Annotated in this window: 20 protein-coding genes; 3 read left to right on the top strand and 17 right to left on the bottom strand. The window is 73.6% G+C overall.

The genetic code is table 11. The annotated features are described in order from the left end of the window. Positions 1-100: 100 nt before the first annotated feature. Genes DZA62_RS36010 through DZA62_RS29370 form a run of 10 tightly spaced genes read right to left on the bottom strand, consistent with a single transcriptional unit; the run spans position 101 to position 9,206 of the window. The gene (locus tag DZA62_RS36010; RefSeq protein ID WP_157987980.1) at positions 101-3,043 is read right to left on the bottom strand and encodes a hypothetical protein; all 2,943 of its coding nucleotides are present in this window, start codon (positions 3,041-3,043) and stop codon (positions 101-103) included. Continuing rightward, a complete protein-coding gene (locus tag DZA62_RS29410) occupies positions 3,040-3,429 on the bottom strand; it encodes a pilus assembly protein TadG-related protein (RefSeq protein ID WP_116952612.1) in 390 nt (129 codons plus the stop codon). The genes DZA62_RS36010 and DZA62_RS29410 overlap by 4 nt, the downstream gene beginning before the upstream one ends. A 38-nt stretch (positions 3,430-3,467) precedes the next feature. After that, entirely contained in the window at positions 3,468-3,842 is a 375-nt protein-coding gene (locus DZA62_RS29405; protein ID WP_116952523.1) for a TadE family protein, read from the bottom strand. Between the two features lie 47 nt (positions 3,843-3,889). After that, positions 3,890-4,309 carry a TadE family protein gene (locus DZA62_RS29400; RefSeq protein ID WP_116952522.1) on the bottom strand — a complete coding sequence of 140 codons (420 nt, stop codon included), beginning with the start codon at positions 4,307-4,309 and terminating at the stop codon, positions 3,890-3,892. Positions 4,310-4,316: 7 nt separating this feature from the next. After that, on the bottom strand, positions 4,317-4,556 hold the full coding sequence (locus DZA62_RS29395; protein WP_198664335.1) for a hypothetical protein: 240 nt from the start codon (positions 4,554-4,556) through the stop codon (positions 4,317-4,319). A 53-nt stretch (positions 4,557-4,609) separates the two neighbouring features. Then, positions 4,610-5,530 (bottom strand): type II secretion system F family protein, encoded by a 921-nt coding sequence (locus tag DZA62_RS29390; protein WP_198664334.1) that lies wholly within the window; start codon positions 5,528-5,530, stop codon positions 4,610-4,612. Then, positions 5,527-6,387, bottom strand: coding sequence for a type II secretion system F family protein (locus tag DZA62_RS29385; protein WP_198664333.1), 861 nt, complete (start codon positions 6,385-6,387; stop codon positions 5,527-5,529). The genes DZA62_RS29390 and DZA62_RS29385 overlap by 4 nt, the downstream gene beginning before the upstream one ends. Next, complete coding sequence (locus DZA62_RS29380; RefSeq protein ID WP_116952521.1) at positions 6,384-7,685, bottom strand: CpaF family protein; 1,302 nt, start codon at positions 7,683-7,685, stop codon at positions 6,384-6,386. Before DZA62_RS29380 ends, DZA62_RS29385 begins: the two co-directional genes overlap by 4 nt. A 5-nt stretch (positions 7,686-7,690) precedes the next feature. Beyond that, on the bottom strand, positions 7,691-8,470 hold the full coding sequence (locus tag DZA62_RS29375) for a hypothetical protein (RefSeq protein ID WP_116952520.1): 780 nt from the start codon (positions 8,468-8,470) through the stop codon (positions 7,691-7,693). A 4-nt stretch (positions 8,471-8,474) separates the two neighbouring features. After that, the gene (locus tag DZA62_RS29370; RefSeq protein WP_116952519.1) at positions 8,475-9,206 is read right to left on the bottom strand and encodes an SAF domain-containing protein; all 732 of its coding nucleotides are present in this window, start codon (positions 9,204-9,206) and stop codon (positions 8,475-8,477) included. A 367-nt stretch (positions 9,207-9,573) separates the two neighbouring features. Between DZA62_RS29370 and ndk the strand changes: the two genes are divergently transcribed. Both ndk and DZA62_RS29360 read left to right on the top strand, forming a co-directional pair. After that, complete coding sequence (gene ndk / locus DZA62_RS36575) at positions 9,574-9,981, top strand: nucleoside-diphosphate kinase (protein WP_198664332.1); 408 nt, start codon at positions 9,574-9,576, stop codon at positions 9,979-9,981. A 135-nt stretch (positions 9,982-10,116) separates the two neighbouring features. Next, positions 10,117-11,175, top strand: a complete 1,059-nt coding sequence (locus tag DZA62_RS29360; protein ID WP_116952517.1) for a hypothetical protein — start codon at positions 10,117-10,119, stop codon at positions 11,173-11,175. A 46-nt stretch (positions 11,176-11,221) separates the two neighbouring features. On the opposite strand, the gene DZA62_RS29355 is transcribed toward DZA62_RS29360, so the two are convergent. The 3 genes from DZA62_RS29355 to DZA62_RS29345 are packed head-to-tail and all read right to left on the bottom strand — an operon-like array spanning position 11,222 to position 15,524. Beyond that, positions 11,222-11,569: a DUF4233 domain-containing protein gene (locus DZA62_RS29355; protein ID WP_116952516.1), complete on the bottom strand. Its 348-nt coding sequence runs from the start codon at positions 11,567-11,569 to the stop codon at positions 11,222-11,224. After that, complete coding sequence (locus DZA62_RS29350) at positions 11,566-12,897, bottom strand: bifunctional folylpolyglutamate synthase/dihydrofolate synthase (RefSeq protein WP_116952515.1); 1,332 nt, start codon at positions 12,895-12,897, stop codon at positions 11,566-11,568. The genes DZA62_RS29355 and DZA62_RS29350 overlap by 4 nt, the downstream gene beginning before the upstream one ends. Further along, positions 12,894-15,524 (bottom strand): valine--tRNA ligase, encoded by a 2,631-nt coding sequence (locus DZA62_RS29345; protein WP_116952514.1) that lies wholly within the window; start codon positions 15,522-15,524, stop codon positions 12,894-12,896. Before DZA62_RS29345 ends, DZA62_RS29350 begins: the two co-directional genes overlap by 4 nt. 89 nt (positions 15,525-15,613) lie before the next feature. Between DZA62_RS29345 and DZA62_RS29340 the strand changes: the two genes are divergently transcribed. After that, on the top strand, positions 15,614-16,585 hold the full coding sequence (locus DZA62_RS29340; RefSeq protein WP_116952513.1) for a ketopantoate reductase family protein: 972 nt from the start codon (positions 15,614-15,616) through the stop codon (positions 16,583-16,585). A 281-nt stretch (positions 16,586-16,866) separates the two neighbouring features. Here DZA62_RS29340 and DZA62_RS29335 read toward each other — a convergent pair whose 3' ends face one another. The 4 genes from DZA62_RS29335 to DZA62_RS29320 are packed head-to-tail and all read right to left on the bottom strand — an operon-like array spanning position 16,867 to position 22,607. Continuing rightward, positions 16,867-17,799: an NADP-dependent oxidoreductase gene (locus DZA62_RS29335; RefSeq protein WP_408619912.1), complete on the bottom strand. Its 933-nt coding sequence runs from the start codon at positions 17,797-17,799 to the stop codon at positions 16,867-16,869. Next, positions 17,793-19,229 (bottom strand): GuaB1 family IMP dehydrogenase-related protein, encoded by a 1,437-nt coding sequence (locus tag DZA62_RS29330; protein WP_116952512.1) that lies wholly within the window; start codon positions 19,227-19,229, stop codon positions 17,793-17,795. The genes DZA62_RS29335 and DZA62_RS29330 overlap by 7 nt, the downstream gene beginning before the upstream one ends. 32 nt (positions 19,230-19,261) lie before the next feature. Continuing rightward, positions 19,262-20,965, bottom strand: coding sequence for a metallophosphoesterase (locus tag DZA62_RS29325; RefSeq protein WP_116952511.1), 1,704 nt, complete (start codon positions 20,963-20,965; stop codon positions 19,262-19,264). 10 nt (positions 20,966-20,975) lie between these two features. Continuing rightward, positions 20,976-22,607, bottom strand: coding sequence for a PucR family transcriptional regulator (locus tag DZA62_RS29320; RefSeq protein WP_116952510.1), 1,632 nt, complete (start codon positions 22,605-22,607; stop codon positions 20,976-20,978). Positions 22,608-22,761 lie beyond the last annotated feature (154 nt).

The raw sequence follows: 22,761 nt of genomic DNA, 5'->3' as shown, positions 1-22,761 counted from the left end.
GGTCATTGGAAACCCCGGACCGGACAATTTGTGTGCCCATTCATGAATTCATCCCGAGACTTTTCGGGTGACCTCCTTCGGCAATGACAGGTGCCCACGACTAAGCGAGATCGCGATGTCTCCCTCCGCCGCCCGGCACGAGCTCCTCGAGCAGCGCGGCCGTCTCCGGCGCGAGCTCGATGCCGCCGATGCCGAGGAGGGACTCGCTCATCTCGCCCTCCACCGCCATGACTCCGCCACGTCCGTCGACGGCGTGCTGGGCGAGGATCAGGTCGCGCCAGAGCAGCTGCTCGGACGGCCTGACCCGCAGCCCGGCCCGAGCAGCGGCGCCCGCCGTGCCCGGATCGCCGCCGTCGCGGGTGATGACGGACAACCGGTGCGCGGCGTCGACCAGCAGGTCCGACGCCACGCGTTCGACGCGCGCCCGGGCGATCCAGGCGTAGCGTCCTTGCGGCCGCTCACTGAGCACCGGGCCGCGGGCCACCCGCAACGCCCGGCGCAGCAGGTCGGCCTCCTCGGACGGACGACGCACCTGCCGCGCCTGGCTGAGCAGCGCGCACACGACGTCCCAATCGAGGACGACGGCCTCGCTCAGCTTCAGCCGGCCGTCCTCGGTCATCAGCAGGTACGGCGAGCCGGCGCGGTCGACGCCCAGCCACTCGCGCACCCGGGCGAAGGTGGACTCGCGCACCGCGGCGGTGACGCCGCGCGGCCACACGGCCGCCGCCAGCACCGTCGGGTGCACCCCCTCGCGGTGCAGCGCCAGGTGCACGACGATCTCGGTGGCCAGCGCGCGGCGCTCGGCCTCGATCTCGGTGCGGGCCTGCACCACCACCGGGCCCAGGATGTAGACCCGGACCGGAGCCGTGGCCAGCTCGGCCTCGGTGACCAGCGTGCGCACCTGCGGCACCTCGGGCCGGATCTCGGGCAGCCAGGCCTCGTTGAACGTCGGGCCCGCGGGATCGGGGTCGTTGCTGCGGTCGGGGTCGACCAGCCCGACGAGCGCCTCGATGCTGCGCCACGACAGTTGGTTCGCCCGGACCGACAGGCCCAGCGCCGGCAGCTCCAGGGTGCCGGCGGCGTCGACGTGGATGCGCCAGCGCGCGCCCGGCACGTCGCCGGCGCAGACCACGCCGAGCGGGGACCGGCCGGCGGCGTTGGTCAGCGCCACCAGCTGGTCGGCCAGTTCGCCGGTGGGCGGCGTGCCGAGCACGAGGTACTCCGGCATCCAGCTGCCGGCCCCGCCCGGGCGGACCCGGCCGGTCAGCACGTCGGTGCCGAGACGGTCGGAGCGGCGGGCGGCCAGCTCCGGCAGCAGCGGCTCGATGCCGTCGACCAGTCGCAGCCGGCCCGGGTCGAAGACGCTGAGCGCGTCGGGCAGGCCGTCGGCGGTGACCCGCAGGTGATCGGACCACTGGTTAGTGGCCAGCTCGACCGCGAGCGCCGTGACCACCTCGAAGGTGGCCTCCGGGTCGCCGTCGATGCTGATGGGCCCGCCGGCCGCCTCGAGGTCGACCAGCACGTCGCGGTCGCCGCTGCGGCCCAGCGACACCAGGCCGGGGTACGGCGCCAGCACGCGGCCGCGCAGTTCGGGGTCGACGGCGACGTCGGAGCGGGTCAGGATCCAGCGGCGGCCTTCGTCGAGCACCGACCACGGCTCGGGCCCGTCGGCCCGCGCGGGCGCCAGCAGCAGCTCGATCGACGTGTTGTCGACCACCGCGGCGTACACCGGGGGCAGCGGCCGGCCGGCCTCCTGGCACGCCGCGGCCAGCTGGCGCAGCGCGTAGTCGAGCCAGCGGGCGCGGTCGGGGTCGGCCCCGACCCGTAGGGCCACCTCGGCCTCGAGCTCGTCGTCGCCCGGCTCCGGCGTGCGCCGCCGGCGGCGCACGAGCTCGAGCGAGGCCAGCAGACCGGCGGCCAGCAGACCGGCGTCGATGAGCCCGGCGTGCGGGTTGGTGTTGACCGACTCGGCCTCGCCGGTGGCGACGAAGTCGGCGAACAGGCCGGCCCCGGTCTCGCCGATGCCCTCCTGCTGGCCGCCGCCCTCCTCGGGCGCGACGGGCGGGGTGGCCGGCGGCGCGGGCGGGGTCTCAGGCACCGGCGCCTCGGCCGTGACGACGTCGACGCCGGCGGCGTCGGCCGGCACGATCAGCAGCCAGTTCGGGTAGATCAGCCGGGCCAGCGACAGCTCGTGACCGTCGGGCTGGGTGCGGCCGCTGTTGAGGTCGAAGATCTCCTGGTAGCGGCGGCCGTCGCCGAGCGTGCGCTCGGCGATGTCCCAGAGGTTGTCGTGGTAGCGGCCGTCGGGCGGCTGCACGATGTAGACCTTCTGGCCGACCAGCGAGGCACCCTCCTCGGGGTCCAGCACCATGTCGCCCAGCCGGTACTCGACCTCCTCCGACGCCGCGGGAGCGGCGGGCGGCGCCTCCTGCTGGACGGTGACCTCGGCCTGACCGTCGTAGGCCTCGGCCGAGATGCTGGTTCCGGCCGTCGGGGCCTCCGGCGCCGCGGCCGGCGCGGCGGCCGCGGCCTGACCCACCGCCGCGGTGGCGACCAGCACCGACGCGACCAGCGCGCGGGCGAACCGCTGGGTCGGCCCGGACAGCGGCACCCGGCTGGGCAGCCCGACGCCGCGGACGGCGCTGCGCAGCTCGATCAGCACGCAGAGGGTGAACTGCAGCCAGGCCAGCCAGACCACCCACAGCAGCACGCCGACCAGCTGCTCGGCGCCGATGGTGGCGGTGAGGTCGTCGCGGGTGGGCAGCGACGTCGGGATGGGCGGCGGACCGCCCAGGATCAGCAGCAGCACCGGCACGCCGATGACCAGCAGCGCGAGCGCGAACCCGGCCGCCATAGCCTGCGGCATGCTGCGCTTGGCCTCGGGCACGCCCCGCTGCTGGAACCGCTGCGGCCCGGTCTCGCGCAGCGACGCCGTCGCCGTGACCGACGCCTCGATCGGCGACACCGGACGGGAGGTGCGCTCGGCGCGGCCCTGCGGCCGCGCGGCGCGGCGCCCCGTGCCCGATCTCCTGTTCTCACTCATGGCAATTCCCCCGTGATGCCGACCGCCGGCCGTGACGTGGCCTGTCCCGCGATGGAGAAGTCCTCGATGAAGATCAGCTGCAGCAGCGACGTGTTGACGGTGTCCTCGGCGCGCACGAACACCTCGTCGCCATTGACCTGCACGCTCACCCGGCCGGCGTCGTAGCCGCGGGCGGTCATGTAGTCGACCGCCGCCTGCCGCGCCTCGGACGCCAGCAGGACCACCTGTCCCGTCTCGCGCAGCGCGTCGATGTCGATCTGGTTGGCGGCCGCGCGGGCCGCCTGTTCGGCGTCGTCGTAGATGCGCTGCCGCGCGTTGATGGCGAACCCTCCGTCGATGACCAGCCCGGCCAGCATGAACAACATGACGGCCAGCGTGACGACCATCGCGCTGATGGCGCCCCGCTCCGACCGCGCCGCCCGCCTCACAGCGTCCCCCGCAGCTCGTCGATGGGCGCGAAGCTCTCGCCCTCGAGCGTGGTGCCGCCCGGGAAGCCGGCGAACCCGAGCCCGCTGAAGCTGACCTGGCAGCTGACCCGGACGCTGATCATCTCGCCCGGCGCGAACGTGCCGGCGAGCTGGACCGGCGCGCAGGTGACGCCGTCGGGCCGAGTGCTGTCGACGATGGCCTGAGCCGCCTGACGCGCCGACGACACGTCGCGCTGCAGCGACGCGGACCGCACGGCGTCGCGGGCCATCGCCTCGACGTCGCCGCGGCGGTCGACGTAGCGGCCCAGCCCGACGATCAGCATCATGACCGCGATGAGGACAGGGGCGAGGATCACGACCTCGATGGCCATGGATCCCTCCTCTCTCCTCGCCGCGCGCGCGGCCCGCAGTCGTGTGATCACAGGTCCGGGACGAACTGCTCGATCGGGCCCTCGATGGTCTGGGTGACCTCGGGAGCCAGGTTGTTGATGATCTCCGTCGACCGGCCGCGGACGGTGACGCGGACGTTGTCGCCCACCTGGATCGCCTCGATGCTGGTGATGATCAGGTGGCCGTTCCCCACGGCGTCGGCGTACTCGCGGCCGCGGGCCTCGGCGGCCGTCAGCGCCGCCGGAGTGCCGCCGCCGACCCGGGCCGTACGCGCCGCCTCACGGGCCGCCGCCGCGGCGATCTGGTTGCCGTGCCAGGTCAGCGTGAACTGCACGATGATGAAGATGATCAAGAACATGATCGGGGTGTAGAGCGCGAGCTCGATCGAGCTCGCTCCCCGCTGTGGTCTCGATCGCAGTCGTGCGATCCGCGCCTGGACGACGTTCATGCTGGGGTCAGAGCCCGCCGCCGCCGGGGGCGTCCGGGATGTCGATGGACTCCGCCTCGCTGGTGACCAGGTTGTAGATGACGACGCCGACCGCGGCGGCCAGCGCCACGAGGATCGCCGTGATGATGACGAACTCGATGGCCGACGCGCCCCGCTCGGGCGCACGGCGGGCGCGGTCGGTGCGCGCCCGCAGGCTCAGCAGCAGCCAGCCCAGCGGGGCGCTTGGCGAGGTGTTCAGCAGCTTCATGGGGGTGGTCTCCTGGTCGTGTCGTGGGTTCGGGCCGTGGTTCCGGGGGTTCGTCAACTCTGCTCCAGCACCCCCATCACCGCCGGGTAGACGAGGAAGAGCAGGAAGCCGCAGCACAGCACCAGCTGGGCGACCAGCATGGACTGTGAGCGCTGCCCGGCCTTCCCTTCGATCTCGGCCAGTTCGCGCCGGCGCAGCGAGCTGGCGCGGGCGGCCAGCGACTCGCGCACCTTGGCGCCGTCCTCGGCCACCAGCGCCAGCGCGGCGGCGAGGTCGCGCAGCTCGTCGACGCCCACCTCGTCGCCCAGCTCGCCCAGGGCCGCCCACGGCGTGACGCCGTGCAGCCGGGCGGTCAGCAGGGTGTCGCGGATGCGGATCATGGCCCAGCCGTCGCTGAGCGAGGACGCGGCCTGCAACGCCTCGGGGACGCCGCGGCCACCGGCGAGGTTCATCGCGACGAGGTCGAGGAAGGAACCGACGACGTGGCGGAAGTCGCGGCGACGGTCGGCCGCGCTGGACCGCGCCGACAGCGTGGGGATCGCCCCGAAGACGATCGCGAGCACCAGCCCGATGGCAGTTCCCGCCGGGATGCTCAGCCCGATGTGGGCCGCCGACATGATCGCGGCCAGCACGACCGGCAGCAGGAAGCCGACCAGTGCGGCCAGGACCGACGTGGCCAGGTGGCCCTCGACGGTCCGCCCGAGCAGTGAGAGGTCGCGACGCAGCGACCCCAGCCGGATGCCGACGCTCTCGAGGGTGCCGCGCAGTTGGCCGCCGAACCGGCGCATGGCGGCGGACTCGCCGGTGCCGCCGGTGACGGTGACCGCGGTGAGGCGGTCGCGCCGGGCCCGGCTGCGCTCGGCGTCGAGCCGGGCCAGCGCGGCCGCGGGGTTGACCCGCTGCACCGACAGCACGTAGCCGAGCAGCAGCGCACCCGCGCCGGCGATGGCGCCCGCGACGAGGATCAGCGTCACGATCGCACCTCCGCCGTCTCGGCGGTGACGAGGAACCGGCCCGGCATCTCGAACTTCGCCAGCCGGCGCATCCAGAAGAAGCCGATGGCGAAGATGGCGATGACGACGCCCAGCACGATCTGGCCGGTCGCGGAGTTGTACGGCTCGACGAAGTCGCGATTGACCAGCGACAGGCCGACCATGAAGAACAGGCTGACCCCGACGACGATCTGCACCGAACGGCGCGTGCTGGCCCGGCCGGCCATGACCCGCTGGCGCATGTCGAGCTCGGCCCGGGCGGAGTCGGCCAGCGACGAGAGCACCTGCCGCAGGCCGGGCCCGCGCAGCCGGGCGTTGAGGATCAGCGCCGACACGACGAGGTCGGCGCTGGCGTCGTCGAGGTCGTCGGCGAAGCGCTCCAGCGCCTCGGGCATCGGCATGCGGATGCGCAGCCGGTCGGCCAGCAGCCGCAGCTGCGGCTGGATGGACGGCGCGGCGGCGTACACCGTGGCCGGGATGGCCTGCTCGAGGCCGACGGCGCCGGCGATGGTGTCGCGCAGCGACTCCGTCCACGATGCCAGGCCCTCCAGCCGGGCGATGGACGTCCGCTCCTCCTTCGCGCCGCCGAACAGCGCCGGCCAGAACGCGACCAGCAGGCCGGCGCCGATGGCGGCGACCGGCCACTGCGTGAGCGCCAGCGTCGCGACGCCGGCGATGATGCCGTACACCGTCTGCCGCCCCAGCCGCTCGAGCAGCGAGCGGGACGAGCCCGGCGACGGCGGCTTCGGCTCGCTGCCGCGGATCGCGACGATCAGCAGCAGGACCGAGGCGCCGACGACGGCCCCGATGAGGGTGATGAGCAGGATGGTGGGGCTCACGCGATCACGCCCGCGTTGGCGTCGTAGCCCACCGCGATGAGGTCCTCGATGCAGGCGATGGGCGCGGCCGGCACGGCGACGCCGTCGGGGCCGGCGGCGAAGATCTCGCTGGACAGCACCCGGCCGTCGACGCCGTTGATCTCGCGGATACTGGAGACGAACCGGCGCAGCCGGCCGCCCTCGGCGAACTCGTTGCGCTTCTCGACGAACACGACGAAGTCGATGGCGCCGGCGATCAGCATCATCGTCGCGTCGACCGGCAGCCGCTCGACCGACTGGATGGCGTAGGTCGAGATGCGGTTGAACACCTCGATGGAGCTGTTGGCGTGGATGGTCGACAGCGAGCCGTCGTTGCCCTGGCTCATCGCGTTGAGCATGGTGACGATCTCGTCGCCCAGCACCTCGCCGACGATGACCCGGCTGGGGTTCATGCGCAGGCTGCGGCGGACCAGCTCGGCCATGGTGATGGCGCCCTGGCCCTCGGAGTTGGGCAGCCGCTCCTCGAACGCGACGACGTTGGGGTGCAGGTCGGCGAACTCGCCGAGGCCCAGCTCGAGCGCCCGCTCGACGGTGATGAGCCGCTCGCCCGCCGGGATCTCGTTGGCCAGCGCCCGCAGCATGGTGGTCTTGCCGGCGTTGGTGGCCCCGGCGATCATGATGTTCTTGCGCGCGGCCACCGCGGCCGACAGGAACGCGGCCAGGTCCTCGGTGACGGTGTCGTAGCGGACGAGGTCGTCGAGGTGCACCCGCGACAGCCGGGCCCGCCGGATCGAGATGGACGGCCGGGCGCACACGCCCATGACGGCCGAGAGCCGGCTGCCGTCGGGCAGCCGGAGGTCCAGCTGCGGGTTCGCGGAGTCGAACGGGCGGCTGGTGAGGCCGGAGTAGGCGCCCAGGATCTGCACCAGCTCGACCAGCTCGTCGTCGCTCTCGGCCACCGGCGCGGCGGTCACCTCGCGGCCGTCGGCGTACTGGATGAAGACCTGGTCGCAGCCGTTGATGTCGATGTTCTCGACGTCGAGGTCGTCGAGCAGCGGCTGCAGCCGGCCCACACCGAACAGAGCGGCGTGGATGCCGGAGGAGATCTCCTCCTCTTCCTCCGCCGACGGCGGCGTGCGCCCGGCGCCGATCTCGGCCCGGGCGTGGGCGTCGAGGACCCGGCCGATGACGGCGCGGGCGAACTGCCGCTCGTCCTCGCCGGTCATGGGCGGGATGCCGTTGGCGGCGTCGTCGCGGCGCTGCCGCGCGAGGGTGTCGGCGACCTCCTCGCGGAGGGTGCGGACGAGGTTCTGGTCCACCGTGGTCAGCTCCTGCTCGGGATACGCGCATGCGCCTGGGCCAGGGTCCGCACGGAGTCGCTGAGCTCGCGCGCCGAGCGAACGAGCAGCGAGCGGTCGATGCGGCGGCTCCACCGGCCGGCCAGGGCGCCGGCGGCCTTGGGGTCGTCGGCGACGCGGCCCAGCACGGTGACCTGGTGGCCGTCGTGCTGCAGCAGCCGGTCGAGGTCGCGCGCGCTCGCGGTGTCGCGGCTCTCGGTGACCAGGGCGATGCCGACCGGGATGCTGCCGGCCTTGCCGATCTGCAGCGGCTCGGCCAGCCAGCTCAGCCGCTCGCGCAGATGCGCGTAGTACTCGATGCCCGGCCGGACCACGAAGACGACGGCGTCGGCGGCATTCATGACCGGCAGCAGCGGCGTGCCGGGGACGATGCGGCCGCAGTCGACCAGCACGTCGACCGGCAGCGTCTTGAGCATGGTGGCCATGGCCGGCCACACCGAGCCGATGCCGGTGAGCTGCTCGGGCCGGACGACGCCGGCCAGCAGGTCGAGGCCGCCGTCGGCGGTCTGCAGGTGCTCGGCCATGTTGGCCTCGGCGACGCCCCGGCGCGCGGCGGCGGCCAGCGACAGCAGGCCGCGCTCGGGGTCCAGCGGCTCGCCCTCGGCGTCGCGGTGACGCAGCGCGAGGTCGCCGCCGGCGGGGTCGAAGTCGGCCACCACGACGTCGGACGGCCAGATGGCCCCGAGGGCGTTGACCGTGGTGGTCACGCCCGGGGAGCCCTTGGCGGACGCGAACGCGATGAGCACCGGCTCAGTCCTCCTCGGACTCGAACGGGACGCCCCGCTCGACCAGGGTGACGACGAGCTGGTTGGTGGCCGCGAGACCGCCGACGGTGGCGGCGTCGCCGCGGTCGACCAGCAGGGTGACCAGCGAGCCGGTGCCGCCGCCGGTCTCGTCGGCGCCGGCCGCCGCCCGGGCGGACGCGACCCGGGCGCCCTCCACGACCGTCTCGCCCTCGCCGGTGACGATGGAGACGAGGTCGACGATGTCGCCGGCCTGCAGGCCGCCGGCCGGCAGGAAGCTCTGCGCGAGGAACGCGCCGACCGCGGTCTGCCCCGACGACAGCGGCGTCTCCTGGCTGAGCATGGTGGTGTCGAGCAGCTGACCCTCGGCCAGGCTGACCCGGGCGTACCGGCTGGTCACGACGTCGAGCTGGGACTCCGGGATGAGCCGGGTGTCCTCGGCCGCCACCTGCGTCGTGCCGATGGCCTCGGCGGGAATCCGCTCCCCCGCGGCGACCGGCTGGGTCACCACGAGAACCGGCGTGCGTTCGTCGACGCGCATGGCCAGCAGCGCGGCGACCGCGGCCCCGCCGACGATGAGCAGCACCGCGAGCGCGGCCAGCGCCGGGCGCCGCTGTCGTGGTGGCGACGGCAGCCGCGTGTTCTCGGCGCGAACGCGTTGGTTACTGCGGATGCCGCGCTGTTCGCGCGCACGCTGGCGCTCGTTGGCCGCGTCAGTCGTCTGAGTTGTCCCCGCCATGAGGTGCCTCTACCGCTCCTGCCTCGTCGCCCCGTCGCTGCCCTCCCGAACCGGCCGGGACGGCCGGGCGCAGCCGGGGGACCGTATCGGAGCACCCGGCCGAGGCGACCGGTGTGGACGCCGCGTCGCCGGACGCTTCGACGTGCAAGCAACCCCGCTGCCCCCTGGACGTTCGGGGGAACTTTACCTTGGATGCCTGACCGTGGTCATTCCCCCTGCCGGATGCGTGCATCCAACAGCGTGGACGCTACCCGCGGCCGCTTTCACGACGCTTTCACCGGCCCGCCACGCACCTGACGAGCATCGGGGCGGCCGTATTGGCTACTGTCTGGACATTGCCGATCCACACGACCGCACAGGAGCACCCGTGTCCGAGCGCACGCTCGTCCTGATCAAGCCCGACGCCGTCCGCCGCGGCCTGGTCGGGGAGATTCTGGCCCGCTACGAACGCAAGGGCCTGACCATCGTCGCGATGGACCAGCGCACCATCGACCCCACGCTGTCGGACGCGCACTACGCCGAGCACGTCGAGAAGGGGTTCTACCCCTCGCTGCGCGAGTTCGTCACCGGCGGCCCGCTGGTCGCGCTGGTGCTCGAGGGCGACCAGGCCATCGACGTCGTCCGCGCGATGAACGGCGCCACCGACGGCCGCAAGGCCGCGCCCGGCACCATCCGCGGCGACCTCTCGCTGTCCAACTCCGAGAACCTCGTGCACGCGTCCGACTCCCCCGAGGCCGCCAAGCGCGAGCTCGACCTCTGGTTCCCCGGCGTCTGAGCGTTCCGCTGCCCCGATGGCGGGTGGTTCGGTGGTGTCCTGACGCCACCGAACCACCCGCCATCGTCATCCACAGGGCGCGCATACGCGCTTTCCTCAGCGGCGTCCGGCGCGCAGGATCGCGGTGTGGCCCACATGTCCGTACCGGCTCTCGCCGTCGCCCGCTCCCAGGACGGGCTGATCACCCGTCCGCAGGCGCTCGCCGTGGGCATGACCAAGGACGCGATCCGGCACGCGATCCGGCCCGGCGGGCACTGGCAGCGGGTCCTGCCCGGCATCTACGCGACCTTCAACGGCTTGCTCGCTCCGGTGCATCGGCGCCGGGCGGCGGTCCTGCACGGCGGCGCCGGTGCCGCTGTCAGCGGCTCCTGGGCGTGCGAGATGAGCGGGCTGGAGTACGGGCCACCGGCCGGCGACGAGATCGACGTCCTGGTGCCGTGGGAGTCGGCCCGACGGACCAAGGGCTTCGTCCGGGTCTGCCGGACCACCCGGCCGCCGGAGCCTCGGCGGTGGATCGACGACGATCGCATCGGCGTCCCGCTCCAGGTGCTCGTGGACGGACTCGGCGACAGCCCTGAGCCCGGGGTCGTCCCCGTCGTTCCGCCGGCTCGAGCCGTGCTCGAGACCGTCGTCCGCTCGGCCTGTCTCCCGGCCGGCTGGCGACCGGTCTGCGCCTCTGCGGACGGCTGTCCCAGCTGCTGGGACCACCCGGGCCACCACCACGACAACGCTCTGCGTCATACCCGCGCCCTCATGTGCGAAGTCGTCCAACGACGCCGCGCGACCCTCACGGCGCTCCGCGCCGAGGTCGCCGCCGCCCCGCGCCGCGGGTCGGCGCTCGCCCGCCTGGCCATGCAGGACATCGAGGCGGGCTGCCGCTCCGCGCCCGAATGCGAGCTGCGCGACCTCGTCCGCACCAGCCGGCTGCTACCCGAACCACACTGGAACCAGCCGCTCCCGGGCCACCGCGGCATCCGCCCGGACGCCTGCTGGGACCACGCACGCCTCGTCGTCGAGGTCGACTCCCGCAGCTTCCACGGTTTCGGCGACGCACCCGCACGCACGGAGGAACGCCGCGCCCGCTACGCCGCCCTCGGCTGGCGCGTCCTCCCGGTCTCACCAGCGCGCCTTCGCGCGGAGCCCGCCGCGGTCCTCCGCGAGATCGAAGCCGCCTACCTCGCGGGTCGCTCGTGATGGCGGGTGGATCGGTGGTGCCCTGGCGCCACCGGAACGCCCGCCATCACTCCGGGTCGGGTGGTGCCGCCTCTCGCGCCGCCTTCTCGCGCTCGACCTGCGGGCCGATGCGCAGCAGGATGAACCACAGCAGGGCGAAGATCCCGCCCAGGATCAGCATCTCCGGCACGACGAAGCCGGCCGCCACCGAGCCGACCTGGGCCGCCGTCCCGAGGACGTAGCCGGGCCGTCCGCGGCGCACCGTCGCCGCCCCCAGCACGCACAGCAGCGCGATGCCGCCGCCGGCCAGCCAGGCCGCGCCTCGGCCGACGTCGGCGATGTGGATGGCGACCGGGACGGCCAGCAGCACGACGATCAGCTGGATCGACAGGAGGGCGGCGGCGATGCGGTTCACGACGCCGCCCCGAACGCCACCCGCGCGTCGCCGGCCGTCACGACCGAGCCCGTGACCACGACGCCGTAGCCGCCCAGCGACTCCTCGCGCTCGGCCAGCCGCAGCCCGGTGTCGATGGCTTCGGGCAGCGGCACCGCCTGGTGGACGCGGTCCTGGCCGAACACGTCGACGGCGATGTTGGCGAGGTCGTCGAGAGGCATGGTGCGCGGCGACGAGTTCTCGGTGACGACGACCGCCTCGACCACCGGCTCCAGCTCGGTGAGGATGCCCTCGACGTCCTTGTCGGCCATGGCGGCGACGACGGCGACCAGCGCGGTGCCGGCGAACTCCTCGGTGAGGGCCGCCGCGAGCGCCGCCGCGCCGGCCGGGTTGTGCGCGGCGTCGGCCAGCACGACCGGGCCGCGGCGCAGCGCCTCGAGCCGGCCGGGCGAGGTGACCCGGCTGAACGCGGCCCGGACGAGGTCGGCGTCGAGCGGCTCGCGGCCGCCGCCGACGAACGCCTCGACCGCGGCCAGCGCGGCCGCGGCGTTGTGCGCCTGGTACTCGCCGTGCAGCGGCAGGAAGATCTCGTCGTACGGGCCGGTGAGCCCCTGCAGGCCGATGACCTGCCCGCCGACGGCCATCTCTCGGCTGCGCAGGCCGAACTCCAGCCCCTGCCGGGCCACCGTGGCGCCGGTCTCCGCGATGCGGGCGAGCAGGATCTGCGCGGCGGTCGCGGTCTGCGGGCCGAGGATCGCGTACCCGCCGGGCTTGATGATGCCGGCCTTCTCGGTGGCGATCTCCTCGATGGTGTCGCCGAGGTACTCGACGTGGTCGACGGCGATCGGGGTGACGACCGAGACGCGGCCGTCGGCGACGTTGGTGGCGTCCCACGCGCCGCCCATGCCGACCTCGACCACCGCAGCCTCGACCGGGGTGTCGGCGAACGCGGCGTACGCCAGCGCCGTCAGCACCTCGAAGTAGCCCAGCGGCACGTCGTGCTTGGAGTCGACGAGGTCGAGGTAGGGCTTGATCTCGGCGTACGTGCCGGCGAACCGGGCCGGCGCGATCGGCTCGCCGTCGATGACGATGCGCTCGGTGACCGACTGCAGGTGCGGGCTGGTGTACCTGCCGGTGCGCAGGTTCAGCTCGCGCAGCAGCGCGTCGGCCATGCGCGCCGTCGACGTCTTGCCGTTGGTGCCGCCGATGTGCAGGACGGGATAGGCGCGCTGCGGGTTGCCGAGCAGGTCGACGAGGTCGCGGATACCCTCGAGCGACGGCTCGACCCGCGATTCCGGGCGCCGGGCCACCAGCTGCGCCTCGATGGCCCCGAGGACGTCGTCGGTCACGGCGTGCCCTGCGGCAGGCCGGCCAGCTGCGCCTCGAGCCGGGCGATCTCGGCCTCGGCGGCCGTGCGGCGGCCGCGGACCTTGTCGACCTCGGTCTCCGGCGCCTTCGCGAGGAACTGCTCGTTGCCGAGCTTGCGGACGGCCTGCTCCAGCGCCTTCCGCTCGTTGGCGAGGTCCTTGCTCAGCCGCTTGCGCTCGGCCTCGACGTCGACCGCGCCGGACAGGTCCAGCTCGACGGTGACGGCCCCGACCACGACCTGCGCCGTGGCGGTGAAGCCTGCGCCGGGCTCGGTCAGCCGGGTCAGCGACCGGAAGGCGGCCTCGTGCTCGGTGAACGCGAACGTCTCGGTCACCGCCGCGCTGACCTGGGCCGGCACCTTCTGGCCGGGCTTGAGGCCTTGGTCGCTGCGGAACCGGCGCACCTCGGTGACCAGGCGCTGCAGCTCGGCGACGGTGGCCTCGGCGGCCGGATCGCGGCGCGCGGCGTCCGGGGCCGGCCACGGCGCCACCACCAGCGACTCCTCGCCGGTCAGCGTCGTCCAGAGCGCCTCGGTGACGAACGGCGTCACCGGGTGCAGCACACGCAGGAGGCGGTCGAGGACGTGCCCGAGCACCAACTGGGTGCGGTCGGCGACCGCCCCGCCGGCGCCCAGCTGCGTCTTCGCCAGCTCGACGTACCAGTCGCAGAACTCGTCCCAGGCGAAGTGGTAGAGCGTGTCGCTGAGCTTCGCGAACTGGTAGTCCTCGAACTGGGCGTCGACCTCGGCCAGCACGGTGTTCAGCCGCGACAGGATCCACCGGTCGGTGGCCGTCAGCTCCTCCGGCGGCGGCAGCTCGCCCACGCGGGCGCCGCTGATCAGCGCGAACCGTGTGGCGTTCCACAGCTTGTTGCAGAAGTTGCGCGACGCCTGGACCCAGTCCTCGCCGATCGGCACGTCGGCGCCGGGGTTGGCGCCGCGGGCCAGCGTGAACCGCAGCGCGTCGGACCCGTAGGCGTCCATCCAGTCCAGCGGGTCGACGGCGTTGCCGAACGACTTGGACATCTTCTTGCCGCGCTCGTCGCGGACCATGCCGTGCAGCGCGATGGTGTGAAACGGAATCGCCTGCTCGGGACCGGCGTCGGAGTGCGCGTAGAGCCCGAACATCATCATCCGGGCCACCCAGAAGAACAGGATGTCGTAGCCGGTGACCAGCACCTGGTTCGGGTAGAACTTCTCCAGCGCGGGGGTCTCGTCGGGCCAGCCGAGCGTCGAGAACGGCCACAGCGCCGACGAGAACCAGGTGTCGAGCACGTCCTCGTCCTGCACCCAGCCCTCCCCGCTGGGGACCTCGTCGTCGGGGCCGACGCAGACGACCTCGCCGCCGGGCCCGTACCAGACCGGGATGCGGTGGCCCCACCACAGCTGCCGCGAGATGCACCAGTCGTGCATGTCGTCGACCCAGCCGAACCAGCGCGACTCCATGGACTTCGGATGGATGGCCACGCGGCCGTCGCGGACGGCGTCGCCGGACGCCTTGGCCAGCGGCTCGACCTTCACCCACCACTGCAGCGACAGCCGCGGCTCGACGACGGTCTTGCAGCGCGAGCAGTGGCCGACGGCGTGCACGTACGGCCGCTTCTCCGAAACGACGCGGCCCTCCGCGCGCAGCGCGGCCACGACGGCCGGCCGGGCCTCGAAGCGGTCCAGACCCTGGAACGGGCCGTGCGCGGTGATGACGCCCCGCTCGTCCATGATGGTGAGCATCGGGAGGTCGTGGCGACGGCCGATCTCGAAGTCGTTGGGGTCGTGCGCAGGCGTCACCTTGACCATGCCGGTGCCGAACGACGGGTCGACGTGCGGGTCGCCGACGATCGGGATGCGCCGGCCGGTCAGCGGCAGGTCCACCTCGGTGCCGATGAGGTGCTTGTAGCGCTCGTCGTCGGGGTGCACCGCCACGGCGGTGTCGCCGAGCATCGTCTCGGCGCGCGTGGTGGCCACGACGACGTCGTCGCTGTAGCGGATCGAGACCAGCTCGCCGTCGTCGTCGCTGTGCTCCACCTCGATGTCGGACAGCGCGGTGTGGCAGCGGACGCACCAGTTGATGATGCGCTCGGCCCGGTAGATGAGCTCGTCGTCGTAGAGCCGTTTGAAGATGGTCTGGACGGCGCGCGACAGGCCCTCGTCCATGGTGAAGCGCTCGCGGCTCCAGGCGACACCGTCGCCGAGCCGGCGCATCTGCGCGAGGATCTTGCCGCCGGACTCGGCCTTCCACTCCCAGACCTTCTCGACGAACGCGTCACGGCCGAGGTCGTGCCGCGACACGCCCTCCTTGGCCAGCTCGCGCTCGACGACGTTCTGGGTGGCGATGCCGGCGTGGTCCATGCCCGGCATCCACAGCGCCTCGTAGCCCTGCATGCGCCGGCGCCGCACCAGCGCGTCGATGAGCGTGTGCTCGAACGCGTGGCCCAGGTGCAGCGACCCGGTGACGTTCGGCGGCGGGATGACGATGCAGTACGGGGGCTTGTCGCTCTTCTCGTCGGCCTCGAAATAGCCGCGGTCGACCCAGCCCTGGTAGAGCGGCGCCTCTACGGCCGCCGGGTCGTAGACGGACGGCAGGGCGGGCTCGGGAAGAGTGGACTCGGTCACGCCGCGGAATTCTACTGCGCGCGGGCGATTCGGCGCCGACCGACGTCGGACCTCGCGGCCGGCGACCGGCGCACCGATACCGTACGGCCATGGCCTTCGTGATCTACGGCGCCGGCGCGATCGGCGGCGTCCTCGGCGCACGTCTGCATTCGGCGGGGTTCGACGTCCGGCTCATCGCCCGCGGCGCGCACCTGTCCGCCATCCGGTCCGGAGGGCTGCGGGTGCAGTCACCGGACGGCACGACGACGGTGCCGGTGCCCGCGTACGGATCGCCGGCCGAGGCCGGCGTCGAGCCCGGCGACGTCGTGGTCCTCACCATGAAGAGCCAGGACACCCCGGCCGCGCTGGAGCAGCTGCGTGCGGCCGCCGAGCCGTCGACGCCGGTCGTCTGCGTCCAGAACGGCGTGGCCAACGAGCGACTGGCGCTGCGGCTGTTCTCGCACGTCTACGGCGTGTGCGTGATGTTCCCGGCGGCGCACGTCGAACCGGGCGTCGTGCAGGCGCGGTCGACGCCGGTGCCGGGCATCCTCGACCTCGGCCGCTACCCCGGCGGCGTCGACGAGACGGGGCGGTCGGTGGCGGGCGCGTTCGCGAAGGCCGGGTTCGTCTCCGAGCCGCGCGAGGACATCATGCGGTGGAAGTACCGCAAGCTGGTGATGAACCTGGGCAACGCGGTCACCGCGCTGTGCGGCACCGGCGACGGTGACGCCGCGCGGGTCACGGCGCTGCTGCGCGACGAGGGCGAGTCGGTGCTGGCGGCGGCGGGCATCGACGTCGTCGACGACCAGACCGACCAGGCCCGGCGCGGCGACCTGCTGCGGATGCCCGCCTTCGAGGGGCAGGCGCCCGGCGGCGGGTCGTCGGTGCAGAGCCTGCTGCGCGGCACCGGCTCGATCGAGGCCGACTACCTCAACGGCGAGATCGTCCTGCTGGCGCGGCTGCACGGTGTGCCGGCCCCGGCCAACGAGCTGGTCCGGCAACTGGCCGTCGTGGCGGCGCGGGAGCGGGTCGCACCCGGCTCGGTCCCGGCCGGCGAGCTGCTGGCGCGCCTCGCGGCCTGAGCCGCCGTCGCGGCTCGGCGACCTGGTCCTCGGCCGAGCGCCGCGGGTGAGCGATCATCCACGATCGCGCACGTCACCAGGCGTTCTCCCGCTCGACCAGGCATGCATGCCTGGTCGAGCGAACACAGTCCTCGGCATGGGCCCCCGGATCGCCCGGAGACCTCACCCAGTGGACACCACACGTACGGCGGCTCCGACGAGGCCGCGGCTGCGAGGGCGGCGGAGCGCCACGGCGAACGGTGCACGCCAACTCGCCGCCACGGGTCGTCGACGACCTCGGTTCAGTCCGGCGAGCCGACCGTCAGGACGATCTTGCCGCGCAGGTGACCGGACTCGCTGAGCGCCTGGGCTGCGGCCACCTGCTCCAGCGGGAACGTCGCGGCGATCGGCACCCGCACCGTCCCCTGCTCGACCAGCGGCAGCAGGGTCTGGAACACCTGCGGCAACGGGAGGTCGGCGCTCCAGGTGGCCCGCACGCGGTACTGCGACGCCGAACCGTCGGCGATGGTGACGACCCGCTCCGGACCGCCGGCCAGCTCGATCGACACCGGCAGCACGCCGCGCCCGGACGCGTCCAGCACGGCGTCGACGCCGCCGGGCGCGATGGTGCGCACGCGGGCCGCCAGTCCGTCGCCGTAGAGCACCGGCTCGATCCCGAGCGACGCCAGGAACTCGTGGTTCGCCGTCCCCGCGGTGCCGATGACCCGGGCGCCGCGGGCCAGGGCCAGCTGGCTCGCGACCAGTCCGACGCCGCCCGCGGCCGCGTGCACCAGCACGACGTCGCCGGTGCGGACCTCGAGCAGCCGGATCGCCCGGTACGCCGTCTCGCAGGCCACCGGCAGCGCGGCCGCCTGCACGAACGTCAGCCACCCCGGCTTGGCCACCAGCCCGTCGGCCGGCACGACGACGTGCGTGGCGGCCGAGCCGGGCGCCAGCCCGAACACCGCGTCGCCCCGCGACCAGGCCGTGACGCCCGGGCCGAGCGCGTCGACGGTGCCGGCGTACTCGAGGCCGACCCGCGCAGGCTCGGCCGGCGCGCCGGCACTCGCGTAGAGGCCGCGCCGCGCCTTGCTGTCGTAAGGGTTGACGCCGGCCGCACCGACCGCGACCCGCACCTCGCCGGAACCGGGCTCGGGCAGCTCGACGGCGTCCAGCGAGAGCACACCGGGGTCGCCGTACCGGGCGTACCGGACGGCCAGCGCGGTGGTCACCAGCTCACGTCCACGGGCATCCCCTCGGTGTACCCGGAAGCGCTCTGGACACCCACCACCGCGCGCTCGCGGAACTCCTCGATGGTGCCGGCGCCGACGTAGGTGAAGGCGCTGCGCACGCCGGCGACGATGGTGTCGACGAGGTCCTCGACGCTGGGCCGCGACGACGACAGGTACATGCGCGCCTGCGAGACGCCCTCCTCGAAGATGCCTTTGCGGGCCCGTTCGAACGCGGAGTCCTCGGCGGTGCGCAGCCGCACGGCGCGGGCCGACGCCATCCCGAAGCTCTCTTTGTACAACCGGCCCTCGCCGTCGCGGAGCACGTCGCCGGGCGACTCGTAGGTGCCGGCGAACCAGGACCCGATCATGACGTTGTCGGCGCCCGCCGCCAGCGCCAGCGCGACGTCGCGCGGGTGCCGCACCCCGCCGTCGGCCCAGACGTGGACGCCCAGCTCGCGGGCCCGCCGGGCGCACTCGAGGACGGAGGAGAACTGCGGCCGGCCGACGCCGGTCATCATGCGGGTGGTGCACATGGCGCCGGGACCCACGCCGACCTTGACGATGTCGGCGCCGGCCGCGACGAGGTCGCTGACCCCCTCGGCGGTCACGACGTTGCCGGCGACGACCGGCACCTGCGGGTCCAGCGACCGGACCCGGCGCAACACGTCGAGCATGCGCTCCTGGTGGCCGTGCGCGGTGTCGACCACGAGGACGTCGGCGCCGGCCGCCAGCAACGCCTTCGCCTTGCCCTCGACGTCGCCGTTGATGCCGACCGCCGTGCCGATGCGCAGCCGCCCGGCGTCGTCGAGCGCCGGCGCGTACAGCGTCGCCCGCAGCGCCCGTTCCCGGGTCAGGATGCCGACGATGCGGCCGTCGGGCCCGACCACCGGGGCGAGCCGGTGTCGTCCGTCGTGCAGCTGGTTGAACGCCTCCTCGGGCGCGATGCCGTCGGGCAGCGTCAGCAGCTCACGCGACATGACCGAGTGCAGCTGGGTGAAGCGGTCGACGTCCTGGCAGTCGCCCTCGGTGACGACCCCGACGGCGCGGCCGTCGTCGACCACGATGACGGCGCCGTGGCCGCGTTTGGGCAGCAGGTTGTACGCCTCGCCGACCGTGCCGTCGGGCGGCATGGTGAGCGGGGTGTCGTAGACGGTGTGCCGGCGCTTCACCCACGTGATGACGTCGGCGACGACGTCGGGCGGGATGTCCTGCGGGATGACCGCCAGGCCGCCGCAGCGGGCCAGCGTCTCGGCCATGCGCCGTCCGGACACCGCGGTCATGTTCGCCGCGACCAGCGGGACGGTGGTTCCGGTGCCGTCGGCGGTGGTGAGGTCGACGTCGAGCCGGGAACCGACCTGGGATCGGTTCGGCACCAGGAACACGTCGCTGTAGGTGAGGTCCGGGTCGGGGACCCGGTCGTGCAGGAACCGCATGTCGCCTCCCCCGGCTCGGCCAGGAATCCAGCCTATCCGGAGGCGTGCGGCGACCCACCGGCCAGGATGGGAGGACCGTCGACCAGGACCGGCGGTTCGGCGAGCGTGGCGTGCAGCGGCTCGGCCGGGACGATCCACGGCGTGCCGGGCGCGCCGCCCGGGTCGGCCCGCCACTCGTGCGCCACCCGCTCGACCGCCACCGGGTACAGCGTCAGCGACCCGTCGCGGCCGATGTGGAAGCGCAGGAAGCTCTTGTGGTCCTCGCTGCCCAGCCCGGCGTACAGCTCGTTGACGTTGACGTCGAAGTACCGCGCCACCAGCAGATACGCACCGACGACCCAGGTGTCGAGCAGCCCGATGACCGGTCCGTAGACGGCGAACGCCAGCAGCGTGGCCCACGGGTTGGGCGCGTCGTCGAGCGGCAGGGCGGACCACGCCGCCGCTCCCCCGGCGGCCAGCGCCACGTGTGGCACCGCATGGAGCACCGCCGCGGCCATGTGCTTGCGCGTGCGCACGCCGAGGACCAGCGTGAACACCGTCGTCCCGGCCAGCACGGCGGCCACGCCGGTCACCGTCGCGGGCGTGATCAGGTGGTCCGGAGAGGTGACGAAGGCCAGCATGAGCAGCGTCTGCATCAGCCCGAGCAGCCCGACGAAACCGGGGTTGCGCCGTGGCAGCCGGGAGAACACCTGCCAGCCGAGCCGCCGCGACGCCGGCTGCGTCGGGTAGGCCGCGGCGAGCTCGTAGTGCTGCGGGGTGCTGCGTCCCCGGGTGATCGTCTGCTCCGGCGGGACGGAGACGGCGGCGGGCAGGTGGTCGGTGCCGACGAGGTAGGCGCCGCCTCCGCCGCAGGTCACCAGCTGGCGGCCGCGTCCGTCCGGTCCCTCGCCGGCGTAGCGCGCGTAGTGGTGCATGTCGCCGGAGAGCAGCAGCGGCACCCGGGCGCCGGTGGGCTCGATGACGGTCCGGATGAAGTAGTCGACGCTGTCGTAGGCGTCCGGCCGCTCGTGCGTCTTCACCCACGACGGCTGCGCCGGCACGAGAATGATCCGGTCCTCCGGCGTCAGCCGCTCGGCGACACGGCCGAAGTAGTCCAGCTGCGGCTCGTCGATGTACGACGACAGCTGGATGTCGACGGCGAACAGCCACCAGCGGTGCGGCAGCTCCAGCGCGAAGTAGCTGCGCGCCTGCCGCGTGCGCCAGCCGCCGATGGTGTCGCCCTGGGCGAACAGCCGCAGGAACGCCGTCAGGCCGTCGTACCAGTCGTGGTTGCCGGGCAGTGCGTACAGCGACGGGGTCTCGACGGCGAGGTCGGGCAGCGCGGCGCGGTACGGGCCCTTCCACCGGTTCTCGTAGGCCGGGCTGGACGCCGTCGGGTACACCTGGTCGCCGCCGAGCACCAGCAGCTCGCCGCGCGGCAGCAGGCGGCCGTCGTCGAGCATCAGCTCCGGCCGGGCCAGCAGCGAGGCGATCGAGTAGGTGGCGTCGAAGCCGTCGCCGACGTCGGCGGTGTAGTCGAACCACAGCTCGTCGGCCGCGGAGTGGTCGTACGCGCGGTCCGGCAGCGCCGCCTGCAGCTCACGCTTGTCGAGGTAGCCGCCGAACAGGTACGCGAGCAGGACGCGGACGGCGGTGCCGGCGAGCAGGCCCGGGTTGAGCCAGGGCACCGGCCGCTGCCGCACGAACCCGGTCTGCGCCGGGCTGAGGTCGCGCGGCCGAGGCGCGGGTGCGGGCATGCCGCGAACCTTACGGTTCGTCCGTAGGGTGATCAACCATCGACCGCAGCCGAAATTCGAGCATGGCCGCGAACCGCGCGTCGGGGTCGGCGAGGTCGATCCCGCCGATCTCGCCGACCCGCCGCAGCCGGTACCGGAACGTGTTGACGTGCACGTGCGTCGCCGCCGCGGCCACCGTCACGTCGCCGAACGCGTCCAGCCAGGCGCCCAGAGTCGCGGCCATCTGCGACCGGTGCCGCCGGTCGTACGCGGTCAGCCGGGCGACCGGCCCGGACGGCACCCGGCGCTCGGCCGCCATGGCGCTGCCCAGCTCCAGCAGGAACGCGGAGATCTGCACGTCGGTGAGCCGGGCGACGCGCGATCCGGACGGCCGGGTCCGCAGCACCCGCACCGCGCGGTCGGCGTCGGCCCGCGACTGCGGCAGCTCCGCCGGGCCGGCCGCGACCCCGCCGATGCCGACGACGACCTGGCTGCGGGCGCCGATGCGGCTGAGGAACTCCTCGGCGACGGCGACCGCCCGCAGGTCCGCTCCCTCACCGTCGCCGGCCAGCGGGATGACGCCGTAGACGACCCCGCCCACCGGCGCGACCGCGGAGCGCGGGTGCACGGCGGCCAGGTGCAGCGCGAACGCCCCGGCGACCCGCTGCAGGTCGGCCTCGGCGGAGGACGGCTCGCTCTCCTCGCCCGGCACGGTCAGCGCCAGCACGCAGGCCGGGCCGCCGGCCAGGCCCAGCCGGCTGGCCGCGTCGCCGGCCGCGGGGCCGCCCTCGAGGACCGTCGCGACCAGCTCCGCACGCAGCCGCCGCTCGACGTCGGCGCCGGCACGGTGCCGCAGCAGGTGCAGCGCGACCAGCTTGGCGGCGTCGACGAACGCCTGCTCGCGCTCGGCGCTCAGCGGCTCCCGCACGGCCGCCCACATCGAGCCGAGGATCTCGTCGCCGGCGCGGACCCGGATGGCCACCCGCGGCAGCTGCGCCCCGTCGATCTCCGGCAGGTACACCGGCCGGTCGGATCCGTACAGCGCGCGGAAGGCGCCGCGCCGCTCGAGTTCGCGCAGGTAGCGCTCGGGGACCTGGCGGCCGAGGACGGTCTCCTTGCGGGAGTCGTCGGCGCGGTCCTGGTCGGCGGAGAACGCGATGACCCGTGAGTTCAGGTCCTCGATGGTCAGCGGTGCGTCCAGCAACGCCGACACCGCACCGGCCAGTGCGAACAGATCGCCCGCGCCGGCGCCGGCCAGCGTCTGGTCGTCGACACCGCCGAGGTCGTCCAGCGCGAGCAGACTGCGTAGCAGGGCCGCAACCTGCGCCCACGAGGCCCCGCGGGTCAGCCCGAACAGCACCAGCCCTTCCTCGGCGACCGCCTGCCGCACGTCGGCGTCGATGTCGACCGGGACCCGCAGCACCAGCCCGACCGCGCCCTCGGCGGCCACGGCTCGCACGACGTCGGCGATCTCGGCGGACGCCGCCAGCCCGACCCCCAGCACCAGTGCCTCGGACGGCATGGACGGCGGGTCGAGCGGATCGTGGATCACGACCCCGCCCACCGACCGGCCCGGGTCGACCCGCCCGGCCACGACCTCGAGCAGCGTCGACCCCAGGTCGTCGAGGACACGGCCGAGCGTGGCCCTCGGTCGCGGGGTCATGCGCAACACCTCTGAACTCAAGCACGCGATCGACGGGAAGGAGTTCGTCGAACCCTACAATCCGCACAGCCCGATTGGTGGTCCTGGACGAACGCCGGCGCGTCGCGATCGTCGTCGAATTGATCTTGTCGGAGCGGATGGCTAAGATTGTCCG

The organism is Jiangella endophytica, assembly GCF_003427025.1.
Lineage (GTDB): Bacteria > Actinomycetota > Actinomycetes > Jiangellales > Jiangellaceae > Jiangella > Jiangella endophytica.
This window is presented reverse-complemented; position numbering and strand designations above follow the sequence as displayed.

What these genes read in the sequence shown, in the direction of transcription:
- DZA62_RS29330 (WP_116952512.1), bottom strand. Translation starts at nt 19,229, where the DNA reads ATGCGGTTCCTGCACGACCGGGTCCCCGACCCGGACCTCACCTACAGC.
- DZA62_RS36010 (WP_157987980.1), bottom strand. Translation starts at nt 3,043, where the DNA reads ATGAGTGAGAACAGGAGATCGGGCACGGGGCGCCGCGCCGCGCGGCCG.
- DZA62_RS29340 (WP_116952513.1), top strand. Translation starts at nt 15,614, where the DNA reads ATGGCCTTCGTGATCTACGGCGCCGGCGCGATCGGCGGCGTCCTCGGC.
- DZA62_RS29405 (WP_116952523.1), bottom strand. Translation starts at nt 3,842, where the DNA reads ATGGCCATCGAGGTCGTGATCCTCGCCCCTGTCCTCATCGCGGTCATG.
- DZA62_RS29410 (WP_116952612.1), bottom strand. Translation starts at nt 3,429, where the DNA reads ATGGTCGTCACGCTGGCCGTCATGTTGTTCATGCTGGCCGGGCTGGTC.
- DZA62_RS29400 (WP_116952522.1), bottom strand. Translation starts at nt 4,309, where the DNA reads ATGAACGTCGTCCAGGCGCGGATCGCACGACTGCGATCGAGACCACAG.
- DZA62_RS29325 (WP_116952511.1), bottom strand. Translation starts at nt 20,965, where the DNA reads ATGCCCGCACCCGCGCCTCGGCCGCGCGACCTCAGCCCGGCGCAGACC.
- DZA62_RS29320 (WP_116952510.1), bottom strand. Translation starts at nt 22,607, where the DNA reads ATGACCCCGCGACCGAGGGCCACGCTCGGCCGTGTCCTCGACGACCTG.
- DZA62_RS29395 (WP_198664335.1), bottom strand. Translation starts at nt 4,556, where the DNA reads ATGAAGCTGCTGAACACCTCGCCAAGCGCCCCGCTGGGCTGGCTGCTG.
- DZA62_RS29370 (WP_116952519.1), bottom strand. Translation starts at nt 9,206, where the DNA reads ATGGCGGGGACAACTCAGACGACTGACGCGGCCAACGAGCGCCAGCGT.
- DZA62_RS29360 (WP_116952517.1), top strand. Translation starts at nt 10,117, where the DNA reads ATGTCCGTACCGGCTCTCGCCGTCGCCCGCTCCCAGGACGGGCTGATC.